11 protein-coding genes are annotated in these 18,663 nt (G+C 68.5%); 8 read left to right on the top strand and 3 right to left on the bottom strand.

Annotated features, from left to right (window positions below; translation table 11 throughout):
- Positions 1-42 precede the first annotated feature (42 nt).
- On the bottom strand, positions 43-2,835 hold the full coding sequence (locus GLP40_RS02325) for an ATP-binding cassette domain-containing protein (protein ID WP_196054494.1): 2,793 nt from the start codon (positions 2,833-2,835) through the stop codon (positions 43-45).
- 164 nt (positions 2,836-2,999) lie between these two features.
- Here GLP40_RS02325 and GLP40_RS02320 point away from each other — a divergent pair, with 164 nt between their 5' ends.
- Positions 3,000-4,424, top strand: coding sequence for a neutral zinc metallopeptidase (locus GLP40_RS02320; RefSeq protein WP_154786367.1), 1,425 nt, complete (start codon positions 3,000-3,002; stop codon positions 4,422-4,424).
- Between the two features lie 221 nt (positions 4,425-4,645).
- Here the strand turns inward: GLP40_RS02320 and GLP40_RS02315 are convergent, their stop codons facing one another.
- A complete protein-coding gene (locus GLP40_RS02315) occupies positions 4,646-5,995 on the bottom strand; it encodes an FHA domain-containing protein (protein WP_154786102.1) in 1,350 nt (449 codons plus the stop codon).
- Between the two features lie 266 nt (positions 5,996-6,261).
- On the opposite strand from GLP40_RS02315, the gene GLP40_RS02310 reads away from it, so the two are divergent.
- From GLP40_RS02310 to GLP40_RS02290, 5 genes are all read left to right on the top strand, one after another.
- Complete coding sequence (locus tag GLP40_RS02310; protein WP_328289574.1) at positions 6,262-7,842, top strand: serine/threonine-protein kinase; 1,581 nt, start codon at positions 6,262-6,264, stop codon at positions 7,840-7,842.
- 36 nt (positions 7,843-7,878) lie between these two features.
- Positions 7,879-9,117 (top strand): DUF7373 family lipoprotein, encoded by a 1,239-nt coding sequence (locus GLP40_RS02305; protein WP_154786101.1) that lies wholly within the window; start codon positions 7,879-7,881, stop codon positions 9,115-9,117.
- Between the two features lie 21 nt (positions 9,118-9,138).
- Positions 9,139-10,374 (top strand): DUF7373 family lipoprotein, encoded by a 1,236-nt coding sequence (locus tag GLP40_RS02300; protein ID WP_154786100.1) that lies wholly within the window; start codon positions 9,139-9,141, stop codon positions 10,372-10,374.
- Positions 10,375-10,552: 178 nt separating this feature from the next.
- A complete protein-coding gene (locus tag GLP40_RS34325) occupies positions 10,553-10,882 on the top strand; it encodes a WXG100 family type VII secretion target (RefSeq protein WP_196054493.1) in 330 nt (109 codons plus the stop codon).
- Between the two features lie 47 nt (positions 10,883-10,929).
- Positions 10,930-11,232 (top strand): WXG100 family type VII secretion target, encoded by a 303-nt coding sequence (locus GLP40_RS02290; RefSeq protein WP_154786098.1) that lies wholly within the window; start codon positions 10,930-10,932, stop codon positions 11,230-11,232.
- Positions 11,233-11,645: 413 nt separating this feature from the next.
- On the opposite strand, the gene eccCa is transcribed toward GLP40_RS02290, so the two are convergent.
- Positions 11,646-15,677: a type VII secretion protein EccCa gene (eccCa, locus tag GLP40_RS02285; protein ID WP_154786097.1), complete on the bottom strand. Its 4,032-nt coding sequence runs from the start codon at positions 15,675-15,677 to the stop codon at positions 11,646-11,648.
- 80 nt (positions 15,678-15,757) lie between these two features.
- On the opposite strand from eccCa, the gene eccD reads away from it, so the two are divergent.
- Both eccD and mycP read left to right on the top strand, forming a co-directional pair.
- Entirely contained in the window at positions 15,758-17,218 is a 1,461-nt protein-coding gene (gene eccD / locus GLP40_RS02280) for a type VII secretion integral membrane protein EccD (protein ID WP_328289573.1), read from the top strand.
- Complete coding sequence (mycP, locus tag GLP40_RS02275; protein ID WP_328289572.1) at positions 17,215-18,663, top strand: type VII secretion-associated serine protease mycosin; 1,449 nt, start codon at positions 17,215-17,217, stop codon at positions 18,661-18,663. The genes eccD and mycP overlap by 4 nt, the downstream gene beginning before the upstream one ends.

Below are 18,663 nucleotides of genomic sequence, written 5' to 3'. Positions count from 1 at the left end.
ATCGATTACACACTTCGCACCCCTGCGCGCTCGAATGGCCGATCACGCCGCCGACTTCTTCAAGCGCAGACGCGACCAGGTGAACAGGGCGAGCAGCACGGCGATCCCGCTGAGCACGGACACGTCCAGCGTCCACGCGCCGACCGTGTGCTTCCAGAAGTGGTCCTGCTGCGCCGCGGACGAGGCCGACAGCTCGGGCAGATCGACGGTGGACGCCCCGGCGGAGTAGCCCCAGCGCGATGGGAACAGCCAGGAAAGCTGGTCCAGCACAACGCGGCCCGTCACCGGGATCATGCCGCCCGCCATCACCAGCTGCGCCATGATGATCACCACCAGCAGCGGCATCACCTGCTCATTGGACTTGGCCAGCGCGGACAGCGCGAGACCGAGCACCACACAGGTCACCGCGGTCAGGGCGACATCGAGATAGAGTTCCACGGTTCCGATCGGAATCACAGCGCCCTTGCTCGGCGGCTTCTTCACCGCCAGCACGATGCCGACCATCACGGCGGACTGCAGCAGCGCCGCCAGGCTGAAGACGACCACCTTCGACATCAGGTATGCGCCGGAACGCAATCCGACCGCGCGCTCGCGGTAGTAGATGGCCCGCTCGCCCACCAGGTCACGCACGGTGAGCGTGGCGCCCATGAAGCACGCGCCCAGAATGAGCACCACCAGCAGCTGCTGGGCCTCGCCATTGTTGGCGCGCACGAAACTGCCGTCGGGCGCCTGCACGAAGCCGACGGATTCGAATCCGCTCTTGCCCTGCACGACCAGGGAGAGGCCACCGAGCACGAACGGCAGGACCGCGAGGAACGCCAGATAGCCGCGGTCGGCGAAGATGAGCCGCAGCTGCCGTCGCGACAGCGTCGAGAACTGTTTGAGCGAACTGGATTTCGGCGCTTTCGCCCGTTCCACCGGTTGGACCGGCGCGGGTGGTTCCGCGAAGGCTTGGCGGGAGCGGAAATTCGCGAAGGCCCGATCCGGATCGGCGGCGACACGGCCGAAGATCTCGGCCCAGTCGCTGGTGCCCATGACGTGCCCGACGCTGCCCGGGTGCCCGCAGAAGGCGGTCTTGCCGCCGGGTGCGAGCAGCAGCACCTGATCGCACATATCCAGGCAGGCCACCGAGTGGGTGACCACGATGACGGTGCGCCCGGCGTCGGCGAGCTCGCGCAGCATGGTCATGACCTGGCGGTCCAGCGCCGGGTCCAGGCCGGAGGTGGGCTCGTCCAGAATCAGCAGCGAGGGGCCGGTGAGCAGCTCCATGGCCACCGAGGCGCGCTTGCGCTGACCGCCGGAGAGCCGGTCCACGCGGGTGTCGGCGTGCTGGGTGAGCGAAAGTTCCTTCAGCACATCGGCGATCACCTGCTGGCGGTCGGCCTTGCTGGTGTCCGGGGGCAGGCGCAGCTGGGCGGCGAAGTTGAGCGCCTGCTTGACGGTCAGCTGCCGGTGCAGCACATCGTCCTGGGGCACCATGCCGATGCGGGAGCGTAGCGCTTCGTATTCGGCGTGCAGGTTGCGCCCCTCGAAGGTGACCACGCCCGCGGAGGGATGCGTGGTTCCCGCAATGAGTTTCGACAGCGTGGACTTGCCCGCACCGGAGGGGCCGATGAGCGCGGTCAGCGAGCCGCGCCCGGCCTGCATGTTCACGTCGATCAGCAGCTGCTTGTTGCCCTCCACGGTGAACGAGACGCCGTGCACGTGCAGGCCCTGTTCGGCGACCGGCCGCTGCCGGTGCACGAGCGTGCCCTCCTGCACGACGAAGTCGACGTTACCGATGGTGACGATGTCGCGTTCGCGCAGCAGCGCCCGCTGTTCGCGGCGGCCGTTGACGAAGGTGCCGTTGGCCGAGTTGAGGTCCTCGATGGCCAGGCCCTGCTGGTCCGGCACCAGGCGCGCGTGCTTGCGCGAGGCCATCGGGTCGTTGACCACGATCTCGTTGTCGCTGGTGCGGCCGATGTTCAGGCCGGTCCGCGGAATCCGGTCGGCGCGCGCGATGGCCGCGGTGGAGGCGCGGGCGCGGATGGGCGGCAGCGCCGAGGTGTCGGCCTTGGTGGTCATGTTGATGGCGTCGCCGACGGCCTGCGGCAGCGGATTCACCGGCGGGCGCGGCGTATTCGGCGTCGGCGGGGTGCCGACGGGCGGAGTCTGCCGCTGCTGCACGGGATTCGGCTGCTGAATCTGCTGCACCGGATTCGGCTGCTGATGCTGTGGCCCGGACACCGGCCGGTTCACATTCGGCCGCTGCGCGAGATTCGGATTGGGCGGCACCGCATGGGGCTGGGCCGGGTTCTGGTGCTGCCAGGCCTGTTGCGGGTTCGGCCGCTGCTGCACCGGCGGTCGCGGGGCGAACGGCTGTACCGGCGGCTGCTGTCCCGACAGCGGCTGACCGACCTGCGATAGCGGCTGACCGACCTGCGGCTGCGGTTGACCGACCTGCGGCATCGGCCGCGACGGCGGCCGGTTGGGCGGTGGCGCCATGCCCGGACGCTGCGGCTGGGGCGCCCCGCCGCCCAGGGCGGTCTGCGGCATCAAATGCAGCAGCGGCCCGCTGATGGCGTCGCCGAGCCGCACCTGGGTGGGCCGGTTGATGACGAGCGGCGTGGTCAGGCGGCGGGCGTCCACGAAAACGCCGTTGGTGCTGCCGTTGTCGGTGAGCATCCACGACCCGGCCTCGTAGCTGAGGATCGCGTGCACCCGCGATACCAGTGGGCTGTCGACGAACAGCGTCACCTCCGGCGCCCGGCCCATGGTGATCTGCTGGGCCGCGTCGAAGACTCGATCGGTTCCATCATGACGCACGGTGATCTGCTGCGCCCCCGGTGAAGACATGGCTGGATAATAAGCGAAGCTTCCGGAGTCCGGCGTTGCGCTCAGCGGCCGTCCGCCCGATACCGGGACAGAGATTTCGATCGGCCTGCGAGGGAGTGCAAGTGGGGAGACGCCAGGGGGAGGCGGTGCGCACGCGCCGATCCACGGGAATTCGCCGCGTGCTCATGGTGGCGGGTGTGTTGGCGCTGGCGGTCGCGCTCTTGTCCGGATGTACACGAACTGTTCACGGTCGCGCGGTTTCGATCTACGACGACCCGTTCAAGGTTGCCGGTCTGCCCACCACCAGCGGACCCAACGGTCCGCGCCCCGGCGTCCCGGATTCGACGCTGACCGCTGAGAACGGCGATGGCGGCTCCATCGACAAGCTGGTGCTCAACGCGCTCGACGACATCCAGACCTATTGGCAGGGCGAGTTCCCGCGGGAGTTCGGCGGCACCTTCGCCCCGGTCGACAAGTTCATCTCGTGGAGCGCCAAGACGCCGCGCTCGCAGGCCGGGCAGTTCTGCGGGGAGTCGAGCTACCGGCTCGTGAATGCCGCCTACTGCCGTCTGGACGGCTCGGTCGGCTGGGATCGTGGCGTGCTGCTGCCCGCGGTGGTCGATGAGTTCGGGAAGATGTCGGTGGTCATGGTGCTGGCCCATGAGTACGGGCACGCCATCCAGGAGATGGCCAAGATCGTCGGCCGCCGCACCCCGACCATCGTCAAGGAGCAGCAGGCGGACTGCTTCGCCGGCGCGTTCATCCGGAATGTGGCCGAGGGCAAGGCCGAGCACTTCACCATCAATACCTCCGACGGACTGAACGCGGTGCTTGCCGCGACCGTGGCCTTCCGCGACGCCGATCCCGACGATCCGCAGAGCGTGCACGGTTCGGCGTTCGAGCGGGTGACGGCGGTGCAGATCGGTTTCACCGACGGGCCCAAGGGCTGTAAGGGCATCGACCAGAACGAGATCGACCGCCGCCGCGGCAATCTGCCGCAGACCCTGGGCAACGACTCCACGCACGGCCAGTCCGAGGTGAACCAGTCCAATCTCCAGGAGCTGGCGAAGGCCATGGCCGCCATCATGCCGATCAAGGACGAGCCCAAGTACACCTACGACACCGCGAAGCTGAACTGCCGCAACGGCGCCGACACCGTCCCGGTGACGTACTGCCCGGCCACCGATGTGATCGGCACCGATGTGCCCGCGCTGCACGATCGCGGCGTCTCCAACGCCGACGACCAGGATGCCCTGCCCGCCAATGTGACCGGCGATTTCACCGCCTACATCGTCTTCATCTCGCGCTACGCCCTGGCCGTGCAGCATGCCGCGGGGCTGCCGCTGACGGGCGCGAAGACCGGCCTGCGCGCGGCCTGCCTGTCGGGTGTGATCTCCGGAAAACTGGCCGACCCCAACCGAAGCAAGTCGCAGGGCGATATCGCGCTGTCCGCGGGCGATCTCGACGAGGCCGTTTCCGGTCTGCTCTCCGATGGCCTGGCCGCCAGCGACACCGACGGCAAAACCGTGCCCAGCGGCTTCTCCCGGGTGGATGCCTTCCGCGCGGGTGTGCTGGGCAACCAGGACACCTGCTACTCGCGCTATACCTAGCGGGCGGTTCGCCATCGGTGCGGTGCGGTCATCCGCGCCGCAGTCCCTTCGTCATCCCAGTGGCAGTCCCGTCATCCGCGTGGCAGTCCTTCGCCATCCCGGCGGGCGGCCGGGATCTACCCCGCGCCTGTAGATTCCGGCGGACAACACGCCAGAATATGGCGGCGCGCTTCCTGTGTACCCGAGGGGACGAACACGCCTGAAAGACGAGGCCGAGTCGCTCAGCCGAAGGGCGGCGGCGCGATGGGCTCGAGGCGGAGGACCCGGTTGCCGAGCATGATTTCCGCGCCGGCGATCAGAGTGAACGGCTGATTCGGTTGCAGCCGAATCCAATCCCGGTAGCCCGGCGGGCGGACCCGGGTGCCGTTGGTGGAGCCGTGGTCGATGAGGGTGATATCCCAGTTCACCAAGCGGATCTCGGCATGCGCGCGGGACATGCCGCCGGAGCTGTCGTCGATGCGCAAGGGCAGCAGGCCCGCGCGCGCCGGTTCGGACTGCTCCGGGTCGCGGCCGACCACGGCGTCGGCGGTCACCATGTAGGTCATGCCGTCGTCGAGCACCAGCATGCCCAGTGGCGGCCGGATCACCTCGGCGATCTGCTGGGTCTGATCCACCGGCATGCCGCACACGGTGCAGAAGGCGGACCGCGGATCGCTGGGATGCGCACGCGCGCATTTGAATCCGAGCACCTTCACGGTGAGCGCGGTGGCCTTGGCGGTCGCCTCCAGACGGCGCTGGAGATCCGGATCGGGTTTGGGCGCGGGGTTGGTGCCGCTGGTCTCCCTCGAACCGCCCATCTCGGTGGGCGCGCGATGCAGGTCGAGGTGCTCGGTGTCGGGATCCGCCGGTTCGAGCGCGGGATCGGCATCCAGGCTCGCGGGAATCCGATTGGAGGTGCGCGTCGGAATCAGGTTGGGGTCCAGGGGAATCGCTTCCGGCTCCGGATCCCGTTCGGCGTCGAAGGCAGCGGTGGGCGGCGGCGGTTCCATGGCCCGGCGCCGCGCCCCGGCCGGATGCGACGGCCGCCGCGACACCACCGGTTCGCCCTCGAACCACACCACCGCGCCCGCCGCCGGCGCGAGTCCCTCGATGAGCGAGCCGATTCCGCGCTCGGGTAGCTCCGGCGGCCGCCGCCGGCTCTCGTCGATGAACACGGCCGCGGCCCGCGCGGGTGGTTCGGCCACCCGGTCCACGGTGAAGGCGGCATCACTGCCGCGGTAGTACTCGACCACCGATCCGGCCAGCACGGCCGTCACCGAGCCGTGCAGGAAGATGGCCAGGCCGCCGTTGTCGGCGGCGGACAGGATGCCGAATTCGATGGGCGCGCCGGGCGAGATGCGCTCGGCCTCCTTCATGAGCCAGCGGGTGGCCTGCCGAGCGACCAACCGGCCCGGCTCGGCCGGCGCCTGCGCGGTGGCGTCGACGACCAGCTCGCCCAGTGCCCGCGCCGCCACCACGGCCTGCGAATCGGGCGTGAGTCTGCCCTGCTCCCGATGCGCCACCAGGATGACCGCACCCGCCACCCGGTTCAGCACATGGTCGCCCGCGACCACCTCGACCTGCCGATCCATCAAGAGAACCGGCCCCGGAGGAACACGCGGCAGGGGTTGTTCAGCACATCCCCAGGTTACGTCCCGGCTCCGGACCACATAGTCGCCCATCCCTGCGTCCATTCGACTGAGACGTCTTCGTATGCCAAAGTGAGCGCTGATCTCGTACCGATTGGGTTACTCATTCGGGTACGTCCGAAATCGATTCGAACACCTGGCCGGCGGCACGGGTGCAGTACGGTCCACGGCTCTCAGCCGCCCGCTGAAGTCACGGGGGAGGCGGCATTGTGATAAGTTCCGGCACCATCGTCGGCGGCTACCGGATCGTCCGGGTCCTCGGCTCCGGCGGCATGGGCACGGTCTACCTCGCCAAACATCCCGAGCTGCCACGCATGGACGCGCTCAAGGTGCTCTCGTCGGACCTGACCCGCAACGAGGAGTTCCGCGGCCGCTTCGAACGCGAGGCGAATGTGGTTGCGGGCATGGACCACCCGAATATCGTCTCGGTCCACAATCGCGGCGAGGAGAACGGCCAGCTGTGGATCGCCATGCAGTATGTCGAGGGTACCGACGCCTCGGCCGAGCTCAAACGTGATCCCGCCGCCATGCCGCCGCTACGCGCGCTGTCCATCATCACGCAGATCGGCCGCGGCCTGGACTACGCGCACCGCCGCGGCCTATTGCACCGCGATGTGAAGCCCGCCAACTTCCTGCTCTCCAGTGTCGACGGCGAGGACGAGCGCGCCCTGCTCGCCGACTTCGGCGTCGCCAAGTCCACCGAGGACACGACCGAGCTCACCCAGACCGGCGGTTTCGTCGCCACCATCGCCTACGCGCCGCCGGAACAGCTCTCGGGCCACCCGCTGGACCACCGCGCCGACATCTACAGCCTGGGCTGCTCCTTCTTCAAGCTGCTGACCGGCCGGAACCCTTATCCCGCAACACAACCGGCGCTGGTCATGATGGGCCATCTGCATGAGCCGCCGCCGCGCGCCACCGACGTCGACCCGCATCTGCCCGCGAAGCTGGATCAGGTGTTCGCGCGGGTGATGGCGAAGAATCCGGCCGAGCGCTTCAACTCCTGCCGAGAGTTCACCGAGGCCGCCACGGCCGTGCTCGTGCCCGGGTACAACCCGGTGTCCACCACCACCTCTCCGACCTATCCGATCCAGGTCGCGCCGCCGAGCATGCTGTTTCCCGGCGGTGAAACACAGGGCCGCATACCGGTTTCCGCCTCCGAGCCGACCGAGGCCGGGCAGACGCCACGCAACCGCAACCGGCTCTACGTCGGGATCGGCGCGGCCGTGGTCGCGGTCGCCCTCGCGGTGGGCATCGGCATCGTGGCCACGGGCAGCGACGACACCAAGTCCGCCACAACGACTTCCACCGCCGCCCTGGCCACCGCGACCTCGGTGGATCCCGATCTCAGCCCGGTGGACAAGGCGCGCAAGGACAATCCCGCCTTCGCGGGCAGGTCCGTCACCATGGTCGATGTGACCGGCGCGCAGTTCAACACCAAATACAGCATCTACCTGGCCGGTACACCGCAGGCGAAGTTCCTGGAGAGCCTCGGCTTCGTCTACAACAGCCAGTACCAGCCCAAGGGGGACGAGCCCTCGCCGCGCCCCGCCGATGGCTGGGGGTCGCTGACGGTGGCCGATGATTCGTACATCATCGCGGTGCGCAGCGACGAGAAGGCCGGTGGCGGTGGGCTGCTCGGGCTGCCCAGCGAAATCACCAGCTCGCGGGCCGTCGTCATTCCGCTCGACGATCCGGCCGCGGTGGCCGCGGTGCGCGGCTGGTCCCCGGATTCGTCGCAGACACTCGTGAACAAGCTGGTCCCGGCGCTGCACAACAGAATCAAGTAGGGTAGCGACCGATCGTTCGTTCTTCCGGGGGGAACCATGCGCAAGCTCGCACGCGCCGTCGCGTCCATGGCGGCCGCGGCAGCGGTGGCGTGCACCGCGGCCTGCGGCTCCGACGCCGCGCCCGGCCCGGTCGAGCCCGCCGAGCCCGCCGTCGATCTGTCCAAACTCGACACCGGCAATCTGGAGACCAAACCCACGACCTACGGCAAGGCCGTCAATCTGGACCAGGCCAAGGCACTCGAGATCGAACGGCTGGCCAACTATCTGCCACTGCCGTCGGAGATCGAGCGCGAGGTGAAGTACCCGGCAGTTCCGTGGGTTTCGGCCGTCCGACCCTTCGTGGACTTCGGGTCGGCCGCGATGGTGCGGCGCATGGACTCCGCCCCGGAGCCGATGAACGCGGCAGCGAAGGGTTTTCTCGCGGGCTATGTCACTGCGGGCAGGTCGGACGACGAGACCGGCCTGTCCTACGAGCTCGAGAACGTCGTGATGATGTTCACCGACGAGAAGTCCGCGAGCGATGCCGCCCAGGCGCTCGGGCAGACCGATATGAAGGCCGACCCGAACAATAGACAGGTGGCGATCGACAAGTACCCGGCCGCGTTCGCCTACGTGAAGGACAACAGTCCGCACTACGGAGCGGGAATGCTCCATTCTTGGTATGCCACCGGGAGATACGTGATCTGCACCCGGGTGATCGACAATGTGATGGCTGAGCTGGATGAGCGCGACCTGCCCAAACTGGTCGCCCACGTTCAGCACAGCATCGAGGCCATCACCCCCGCGGTCGCGAAATTCCCGGCAACCCCGCAGGACAAACTGCCCGACCTGCTCATCGACCCCGACAATGTGCTCGGGCGGGCCTTGCACACCATCCTGGACGATCCCGGGCAGGCCGGCATCCCCGGCGTCTACGACCGCCACGGCGGCCTGCAACTGGTGCAGGGCGAAGACGAGATCAAACTGTTCGAGAAGGCCGGCGTGGACCGCGTCGCCTGGAAGGGCAACTACCTCTATCGGGCCCGCGACGCCGCCGGGGCCGCCGAGATCGTCGAGCAGCACAGCCGCCTCGGCCGGACCTACGTGCGCGCCGACTCGCCCCAGAACCTGCCGAACGCGGTGTGCCGCAAGTACACCGGGCCGACGCTGGGCGCCATCCCGTACTACTGCTTCGTCTGGCACGATCGCTATGCGGCCGAGGTGTCGGCCGGTCAGCTACTGGACGCTCAGCAGCGCATATCCGCGCAGTACGCCATGCTGGTCAACGCCCGCTGACGAAGGGCCGGGGGAACTCTGATGATATCGCGACGAATTCGACTGGGCGCCATCGCCCTTGCCGCGACGGCACTGACCGGCTGCGGTTCGCACGTCGGCGGGACCGCGCTGCCCGGAGAGATCGATGTCCGCACCCTCGATGTCGGCAACTATGTCACCGAGCCACTGGAGACCCGGTTCCACTATTACCCATCCCTGCATGAGGGCGTGGTACTGGCGGCGATGCGTCTCGACGGACAGGTGGTGACCGGACCGGAGGTCGATCCGCGGTTCAGATACGCCACGGGCAGCAAACACTTCGACACGGCCGCGGAGGCCGCCGGCATTCTGGCCACGGGCTCCGAATCGGTGCTGCGGGACAATCAGATGTTGTTCGGCTTCGCCGCGAGCAGCGCGGACCAGCCGAAGCCGCAGTATCACGATCTACCGGCCGGCGCCGGTAGCATCCTCACTTTCGTCATGCAGTTTCCGGACGCGGCCGCGGCGAGCAAGGCCGCCGCCGACCTCGAGCGCGTCGACTTCCAGGTGGCGGCCGACGCCAACCAAACGGTGTCGCTGGCGAAATACACTGATGCCCACACTCATTGGCGGCCAGGCATTCCGACCATGGGATCGTTCCTCGCCCACGGCAGCTATGTCGTCAACACCTTCACCACATGGAAGGAACCGGACCTCGCTGAGCTGACCGACCTCACCCAGAAGATCTATGACGCTCAAGTGCCGCTGCTGGACGCACTGAAACCCGTTGATCGCGAAGGCATCTTGCGCCTGAAGTGGGATCCGGACGGCATGTTGCGCCAGCAGCTGAACCCTGACGGCTTCGGGCTGCCGTACTTCGAAAGCGAATTCTCCGGCGGGGAACGCGGCTTCCTGCACCGGGTGAACGATCAGGAGCACTGGCGGCGGGTCCTGGCGGACAGCGGCGTGGATCGTTTCGCCCTGAGCGGCTTCGACTTCGAGGGCCCGTCACTGCTGTTCCGTGCCCGCGATGCGGACGCGGCCCGCACGCTGTGGTCCGCGATCTTGGGTACGGCCTATCCGGGTGCCGTCGACGCACCGCCGAAGGTTCCCGGCGCCCGCTGCGGCGAGGGTCCGGTCGCCTACGACGTCGACGGCTATGTCGAGACCAAGGTGAAGCGGTATCGCTGCGCGATCGTCTACCGCCGCTATGTGGCGACAGTGGACTCCGACCAGCTGGCCGATGTGTATCAGCGCGCCGCCGCCCAGTACGCGCTCATGGCGAACAGCACCTGGTAGCCAGTCGGCGAGCCTCCTCTCGCGTGGAGCTCTCACCCCGGGGCAAACGACACTGGTCAGGGCCACGATCCGTGCAGAGTGCGCGGACGAATAGCTGGAACAGGGGTGGAACCGGCGGATCGTGACCTACGTCCAAATCACTGAGAGGTCGTCTGCCCGCGAATCGAAAGGAGCCACCGTGGCCGGTGCATTCGAAGCCAGCAATGAGCTCATTCAGGCCAAGGCCCAAGAGTTCCAGAACACCCACGACATGCTCATGCACGCCATCACCGATCTGAAACGCGATGAGGACAGCATGGTCGCCGGCTCGAACTGGCGCGGTGGCGCCGCCGACGCCTTCAACGCGTTCATGCAGCGGTACTACTTCCAAGCCGACAAGCTCAATGACAAGCTGATGCACACCGCCGAGACGCTGATCAAGGTCGGCTCCAACTACGAAGAGCACGACAGGGACTACGAATCAAAAGTCAACGCGCAGATCTCGAGCCTTGATCTCCCGGCTGTCTAGCCGATTCGGCCTCACCCCTTTTCGGACACTTGGCAAAGGAATTCACCATGGCAGCAATAGACGGTCAGATCATCTCCGCCCATTTCGAAGGCGTCGCCGACGGCGCGAATTCGATCATCCGCCGCGCGGAAGTGATCCGCGACCAGCTCGAGGCCTTCCACCGCAGCGTGGAGGAGTTCGTGCGGAACAACTGGAAGGGTGACGCCAACGACGCGTTCGCCGACCTCCAGCGCATGTGGAACCAGCACGTCCTGCAGCTCAACACCACCCTCAACGGCGCCGCCATCCTGGTCCGCACCGGCAACGCCGAACTCCAGGCCAAGGACACCGCCCTCGCGGGCCTCTTCTGAGCGGTACCGCCTCCCCGAGCCTTCAGCGGACGGCGGGGTGCCGTTGACAGTCGCGCATCCGTGCCGGCGATTGGGTGCCGAAACCATTGTGGGCGTATCCGGTGAGTTACCCCGGTCGGCACGAAATCGGTGGTCACGTTCGGATACGAAAAGGCCGGCAGCACGAACGCGGCGACCAGCGCCACCAGCCGCCGGGTGCACAGCCACCTGCGGCACTGACGCGGAAGACGGTGCGGTTCATGGCTTCTCGCCGATCGCCGCGAAGGACGGACGGTCGATGTCGGGCGGGTGATCCGGATGTCGCCGCTGTCCGCCGCCGCATCCGGAACGTCGAGCTAGTGGGCTCTGGCACAGCGCCGGGGCCCACTTGTCGTCGCGGCCACGGCTTGCCGGGCAGCGGTGGAGGGTAGCGGTCACGGCTCCGCCGGCGGCATCCAGCCGGTTTGGATGAGTTCCTCGCCCGCGCGGGTGCCGTAGGTGCCGCGGCCCGGGGGCATGAGGGAGGGGCGGGTGTCGCCGAAGAGGATGCCCTCGTCGCGGCTGCAGCTCATGACCAGGGAGGCGGAGTTGAGTTCCTTGAGGCGGTTGAGGGTGGCCTCGTACATGGCGCGCCCCGCGCCCCCGGAGCGGCGGGCCAGAATGAGGTGGAAGCCGAGGTCGCGGGCGTGGGCCAGGTGGTCGACCATGACGTGCAGCGGATTGCCGCCGGCATTGGCGACCAGATCGTAGTCGTCGACGATGACGTAGAGCTCGGGGCCGCGCCACCAGGAGCGGTCCTTGAGCTGCTGCGGGGCGACGTCGGGACCGGGCATGCGCTGGGTGACGTAGGCGGCCAGGTCCGCCATGTTCTGGGTGAACTGGGGCGCGGTGGTTCCGTAGCCCGCGAGGTAGCCCTGCGGGACGGTGCCGAGCATGGTGCGGCGGTAGTCGCCCATGATGATGCGCGCCTGGTCAGCAGTGTTGGACGCGCAGATCGACTGCACCAGTGAGCGCAGCAGCGTGGTCTTACCGCACTCGCAGTCGCCGACGATGACGAAGTGCTGGCTCGCGGCCAAATCCAGCGAGACCGGAGCCAGCCCGGATTCGTTGATGCCCAACGGGAAACGCAGGCACGGCTGGGAACTGTCGACCTCGGCGGGCCAGTTCCCCGCCAGTCGCAACAGTTCCGCTCGTGGCAGCCGCGCCGGCAGCATGCGCACCGCCGGGGCCGGACGACCGGGGGTGAACTGGGTAATGACCGAAACTGCCTGCGCCGCTCCGCTTCCCAGTGTCGCCGGATCCGGGTCGCCGTCCACCCGCGGCAGCGCGGTCAGCATGTGCAGCCCGTCGGCGGTCATACCGCGCCCCGGCCGAGCCATGGGCACCAGCGCCGCGAACTTGCGGCCCAGATCGGAGTCCATGGGATCGCCGAGCCGCAACTCGATGCGGGTGCCGATCTGGTCTTTGAGCGCGGGGCGCGCCTCGGCCCACCGGTTCAGCGACAACACCACGTGCACGCCGTACGAAAGTCCCTGCACCGCAAGGTTCATGACCGTTTGCTCCAGCAGCTCGAACTCCTGCCGGAAAGCCCCGTACCCGTCGATCACCAGGAACACGTCGCCGAAGGGATCCTCCCGTACGCCCGCGGCGGTGCTCGTGGCCCCGGAGTCGGTGGCGCGCAGCCGCCGGAACTCGGCCATGGACTCCACGCCGAGCCGACGGAAGTCGGCTTCGCGGCGGCGCACGATGGCGACCATCTCGGCCACGGTGCGCCGTACCTTGTCTTCCTCCATGCGGCTGGCGACCGCACCCACCTGCGGCAGGCCCTCCAGGCCGGCCATGGTGCCGCCGCCGAAGTCCAGCAGGTAGAACTGCACCTGTTCGGCGGTATGCGTCAACGACATCGCCATGACCAGCGAGCGCAAGGCCGTCGATTTGCCTGACTGCGGGCCACCGACCACCGCCGCATTGCCGCGCGATCCGGACAGGTCCACCACCAGGCAGTCGCGGCGCTGATCGTAGGGCCGGTCGACGACGCCGATCGGGGCGCGCAGGGCCGCAGTGGGATTCCAGTCGCCGGTGAGAATCGAGCGCGGCAGCAGTTCGTCCAGGGTCGGGGCCGCGCCGAGCGGCGGCAACCAGATCTCGTGGGCGGGACGGCCGTGCCCGCGCACCCGCGACACCAGCATCTGCAGGGTGGACATCTGATCGGTGTCGCCGGGAGCCTCCACCAATTCCGATATTTCGGGCAACGGAATCCGATCAGCGGCACGAAAATCCACGTGCCCGGCGGTGAACGGGCGTGCGGTCACATCGATCTCGCCGGTCCACGTGGCGACCGCGGCATCGCGCTGCGACCCGCCCCCGACGTACAAGCCGGAGACATAGGAGGATTGGAACCGCTGGATCTCCCCGGAATCGGACTTCAGATACCCGCCACCCGGGTTGTTGGGCAGGCTGTAGGCATCCGGCACGCCCAGCACCTGCCGGGACTCATTGGCGGAGAATGTCTTCAGACCGATGCGGTAGGACAGGTGGCTCTCCAGCCCCTTGAGCCGCCCCTCCTCCAGCCGCTGCGAGGCCAGCAGCAGATGGACGTGCAGTGAGCGTCCCAACCGGCCGATCATGGTGAACAGCTCGGCGAAATCCGGATGCCGCGAGAGCAATTCGGAGAACTCGTCGAGCACCACGAACAGCGCGGGCAGGGGATCCAGATCCGCGCCCGCCGCCCGCGCCTTCTCGTATTCGGAGACATTGGCGAAATTGCCCGCCGCGCGCAGCAGTTCCTGACGGCGGTTCATCTCGCCGGCCAGCGCGTCACGCATGCGGTCGACCAGGTCGGCCTCTTCCTCGAGGTTGGTGATGATGGCCGCGACATGCGCCACCCCCTCCAACCCGAGGAAGGTCGCGCCGCCCTTGAAGTCCACCAGCACGAAGTTGAGCTGATCGGGCGAGTGCGTGGCGATGAGCGAAAGCACCAGCGTCCGAAGGAATTCGGACTTACCCGAACCCGTCGCGCCGATACACAGCCCGTGCGGGCCCATACCGCCCTCGGCGGCCTCTTTGATATCGAGCACCACCGGCAGCCCGTCGGCCCCGACGCCGAACGGCACCCGCAGCCGCTCCCGGCCGTAGCGCGGCCTCCACGCGGTCTCCGGCGTGAAAGCGCCGACATCACCCAGGCCCAGCAGTTGCGCCCAACCGGCGCTCGCCTCGCCCCCGGCGCCGGTCGACTCGGCGGCGTGCGCCGCGGCGGCCCGATACGGCGCGAGTCGCCGCGCCGCCTGCTCGGCCTCGCGCGCGGTAATGCGGTCGATGACGGCGAAACGCTCCATCGTCCCGGAGGCTCCGCGCCCGGCGCACTCGCCGTTCTCCACCAGCATCTGAATACCCCGTGAGGCGGCCAGCCGGGGTGCGTACTCGCACAGGTCGACCACGGTGACGCCCTCGAAGCCGGTCTCCCGCAGGGGATCCTCCTCGGCCTCGAGCAGTCCGCCGTCCACCACCAGCACGATCTGGACCAGGTTCGGGTTGGGCGGCTGATTACGCGAATATCGAACCCGGTTGTACAGCAGGGGATTCAGATCGGCGTGCGCCTCCCGGATGGAGCCGTACACCATGCGCCCGGCGCCCACCCCGTCCAGCGAGGCCGGGTGCTGGGTGTGCGGCAGCCACTTGATCCATTCCCATTCGCGCACCGTGTCCGGCCCGCAGACCACGGTGACCAGCACCTGGTCCGGGCCCTGGAACATGGCCAGCTGCAGCAGCATGGCGCGGGTCATGTCCCGGGCGTGGGTGCGATCGCCGGTGAGCTGCACGGCGGCGAAGCCCTTGATGGCGATGGCGATGGGCAGATCGGGCACGGTGGAGTGGGTGCGCACGAACCGCCGCAGCGAGACCGCGGCGATGGGTTCGAGCTCTTCGACGGGCCCAGTTTCCGGGGCGACCAGTCTTGTAGCAAGTCTTTGGCTACCAATTCCGATGCGGGCATGGCAGAAGTCCCTGTCCCCCGGCCGGCGCTCCCACATCCGGGTGGTGCCCGCCAGCATCCAGATCAGGCCGGGCGCGGGATGACTCCACTCGACGGCCGCCCGCTGCTGCCCGGCCGTCTCCTCCACATCCCTGCGAACCTGGTCCAGATAGCGCAGATAATCCTTGCGGTCCTCATCGGTCTCGGCCGCCTTCTGCCCCTTGCCACCCTGCCCCGCATACATCCCGACCATGGAGAACACCATCATCATCGGAAAGATGAGGCTCATCGGATTGGATGTGAGACCGTTGCCGGAGGTGATCGTGAGCGCGACCATCCCGAGCATGCCGACACCCATCACCACCGGCATGAGCTTCGCGAAGAGATTGGCGGGCACCGCCCGCGGAATCTCCGGCGGCGGCTGCAGAGTCACCTCGCCGCCGGGCGAGCGGGGCATCTCCCGGCGAGCTCTGCGCTGGAACCGTACGGTGCTCATCGACGAGGATTCCCCATGGATTCGGATTGACTTGCGGGCTCAGTGCACGGACGGCAACCATCATGCCGTACAGTGCGTGCGTGACGCACTCGCGTACGGATCACCTCGAGGAACTCCGCGGCACGGTCCGCGCACCCGACCTGGCGCGAGTCACCATTCTGGCCAAGCACACCCAGGTCGATATGGCCATTCCCGTCGATGTGCCTGTGGCCCTGGTGATCCCGAGCGTGGTCGACATGGTCGACCAGCACAATCGCGCCAACGACTTCGACCACGACGGCGAACAGCTCGAACCGCGCGAGTGGGTGCTGGCCCGCATCGGACGACCGCCGTTCTCCAATTCCCTGAGCCTGGCCGAGCAGGGCGTGCGCGACGGGGAACTGCTCATGCTCGAGAACGCCGAGCACATCGCGCCCACACCGCTGTTCGACGACATCATGTACAACGTCGCGATCGCCGATGCCGACCACTTCCGCGGGTGGACGCCGCGCACGGCCCGGCTGACCGGATCGGTTCTGGCGGTGGCCATCTCAGCGGTCGGCTGCTTCGGCCTGCTGGCCGCGCCCACGGCCGTTCCCGGTCGGGTCGGCGCGGCCGTGGCGACCTTCGTCACGCTGCTGCTGGTCATCGCGAGCATGGTGCTCAGCCGCATGTATCACGACCGCGCGAGCGCGCTGGTCCTGGGCGGCTGCGCGCTGCCCACCGCCTTCAGCGCGGGCATGCTGTTCGTGCCGAGTCATTACGGCTGGGCCAACGCACTTCTCGGCGCGGTATTGGCCGGGGCCACCGCGATTGTGGCCTGGCGGGTGAGCGGGGTCGGGCTGGGCCTGTTCATCGGCGTGACCACGCTGGCCGTATTCGCCATCCCGGCCGCCCTGGTGGGCCTGCTGACGAGTCTGCCCGTGCACGCGATCGGCGGCGGCGCGGCGGCCCTCAGTTTAGCTGGATTGTCCCTGGCCCCAAGGCTTTCCATGCTGCTGGCCGAACTACCGCTGCCGCCGGTCCCCGCGCCCGGCACCCCGCTCGACCCCACCGAGGACGATCCCGACGACCACCGCGCGCTGCCCACCATGGAGGTGCTGCGCGCGAAATCCGAACGGGCGCGCGAATATCTGGCCGGATTGGTCGCGGCGACCACCATGGTGGTCGCGGCCGGCGCGGTCGCCGGCGTGGATCCCATCGCGGACCGCCCGTATCGGCCCGGTCTGGCGCTGGCGCTGGTGTGCGCGGCGGTGCTCATGCTCCGCAGTCGTACCTATGCGGGGGCGGAGCCGGCCGTGGTGCTCATCGCGGGCGGCACGGCCATCGTGCTGCTGGTCCTGATCGGCGCGGCCCTCACCCAACGGCAGCCGCTCACGATCTTCGGTGTGGCCCTGCTGCTTTCCGCGGCGGCGCTGGTGCTGGGCATCATCGCGCCCCGCCGGCAGGCCACGCCGCCCCTGCGGCGGGCCGTGGAACTGCTGGAGTACGGGTTCGTGGCGGCCGTGGTGCCGCTGACCTTCTGGGTGGCCGACCTCTATTCGCTCGTCCGCGAGCTGTGACCGTGATCGCCGGGGCCGGTGGGAATAGGGGCACCAGGGCATTCCATGCCGCCGCCGCGGCTTTCGCTCTGGCGCTGAGCGTTTCGTTCGGCCCGGTCCTCCTGCCGGGCATCGCCGCCGCGGATCGGCCGCCGCCCATCGACTCCGCTCTGCTACCCCCGAGCGGCCCGGCGACGCCACCCAGCGAGACCGAACACCCCGCCAATTCCCCCTGCTCGAGCACGCAGGCGGGCGGCGACGGGCCCGCCATCCCCGCCACCCAGCGCACCCTGGACCTGCCCGATGCCTGGCAATTCTCGCGTGGCGCGGGGCAACTGGTGGCCGTCATCGACACCGGGGTATCCCCGCACCCGCGACTGCCCGGACTCGTACCCGGCGGCGACTACGTGGCGGCGGGTGGTGACGGCACCGAGGACTGCGATGCCCACGGCACCATCGTCGCCGGCCTGATCGGCGCCGCCCAGGCCGAGGGCCAGGGCTTCGCGGGGGTGGCTCCGGAGGCGCGGATCATGACCGTCCGCCAGACCAGCGCGCTCTATCAGACCAAGGGTGCGGGGCGGGAGAAGGGTCCGGATGATATGCCCGACGGCTACGGCAAGATCTCCGCGCTGGCCTCCGCGGTGCGGCGGGCCGCCGACGCGGGAGCGGGGGTCATCAATATCTCCCTGGTCGCCTGCCCGACAACCGAACCCACCAGTGCGGACATGGGTGCGTTGGGCGCCGCCGTGCGCTACGCGGCCGTCGAGAAGGACGTGGTCATCGTGGCGTCAGCGGGCAATACCGACACCTGCAAGGCGAGCAATCCGGGCCTGGATCCCCTGCATCCCGGCGACGATCCGTGGGATCACGTCACCTCGTATGTGGTGCCCGCCTGGTGGGATGCGTACGTGCTCTCGGTCGGCTCGGTGGATGCCTTCGGCCAGCCGTCGAAATTCACCGTGCCCGGACCGTGGGTCGGGGTGGCCGCGCCGGGCGAGCACATCATCTCGCTCGACCCTCGCAATACCGGGCTCACCACGGCGAAGGTGACCAATCAGGGGCAGGTCGTCCGCTACAGCGGAACGAGTTTCGCGGCTCCGCAGGTCTCGGGCGTGGCCGCGCTGGTGCGTTCGCGCTACCCGGAAATGCGAGCCGCCGAGGTCATCCAGCGCATCGAGGCCACCGCGCACGCGCCCGGCGAGGGCTGGAATCCCTACATCGGTTACGGCACAGTCGATCCCGTGGCCGCGCTCAGCGCCGAGCTGCGCAGCGAGCTGCCGCCCAAGCATCCCGCCGGATCCCGGGATCAACGGCTGGCCCTGCCCGACCCGCCACCCGCGCCCGACCACACGCCACGGAACGTGGCCTTGATCGGCACCGGCGTCGTCGCGCTGTTGCTGGTGCTCGGCTTCCTGGCCTCGTTCCCGCTGCGCCGCAGGTTCGACGTCCGCGACAGCGATATCTGA

This window comes from Nocardia aurantiaca (assembly GCF_009708175.1).
GTDB lineage: Bacteria > Actinomycetota > Actinomycetes > Mycobacteriales > Mycobacteriaceae > Nocardia > Nocardia aurantiaca.
Note: the sequence above shows the minus strand (reverse complement) of the source record. Positions and strands in the feature narration are given on the sequence as shown.

Excerpts from the sequence above, each read along its gene's own strand:
- GLP40_RS02325 (WP_196054494.1), bottom strand. The coding sequence starts at position 2,835 with ATGTCTTCACCGGGGGCGCAGCAGATCACCGTGCGTCATGATGGAACC.
- GLP40_RS02320 (WP_154786367.1), top strand. The coding sequence starts at position 3,000 with ATGGTGGCGGGTGTGTTGGCGCTGGCGGTCGCGCTCTTGTCCGGATGT.
- GLP40_RS02315 (WP_154786102.1), bottom strand. The coding sequence starts at position 5,995 with ATGGATCGGCAGGTCGAGGTGGTCGCGGGCGACCATGTGCTGAACCGG.
- GLP40_RS02305 (WP_154786101.1), top strand. The coding sequence starts at position 7,879 with ATGCGCAAGCTCGCACGCGCCGTCGCGTCCATGGCGGCCGCGGCAGCG.
- GLP40_RS02300 (WP_154786100.1), top strand. The coding sequence starts at position 9,139 with ATGATATCGCGACGAATTCGACTGGGCGCCATCGCCCTTGCCGCGACG.
- GLP40_RS02290 (WP_154786098.1), top strand. The coding sequence starts at position 10,930 with ATGGCAGCAATAGACGGTCAGATCATCTCCGCCCATTTCGAAGGCGTC.
- eccCa (WP_154786097.1), bottom strand. The coding sequence starts at position 15,677 with ATGAGCACCGTACGGTTCCAGCGCAGAGCTCGCCGGGAGATGCCCCGC.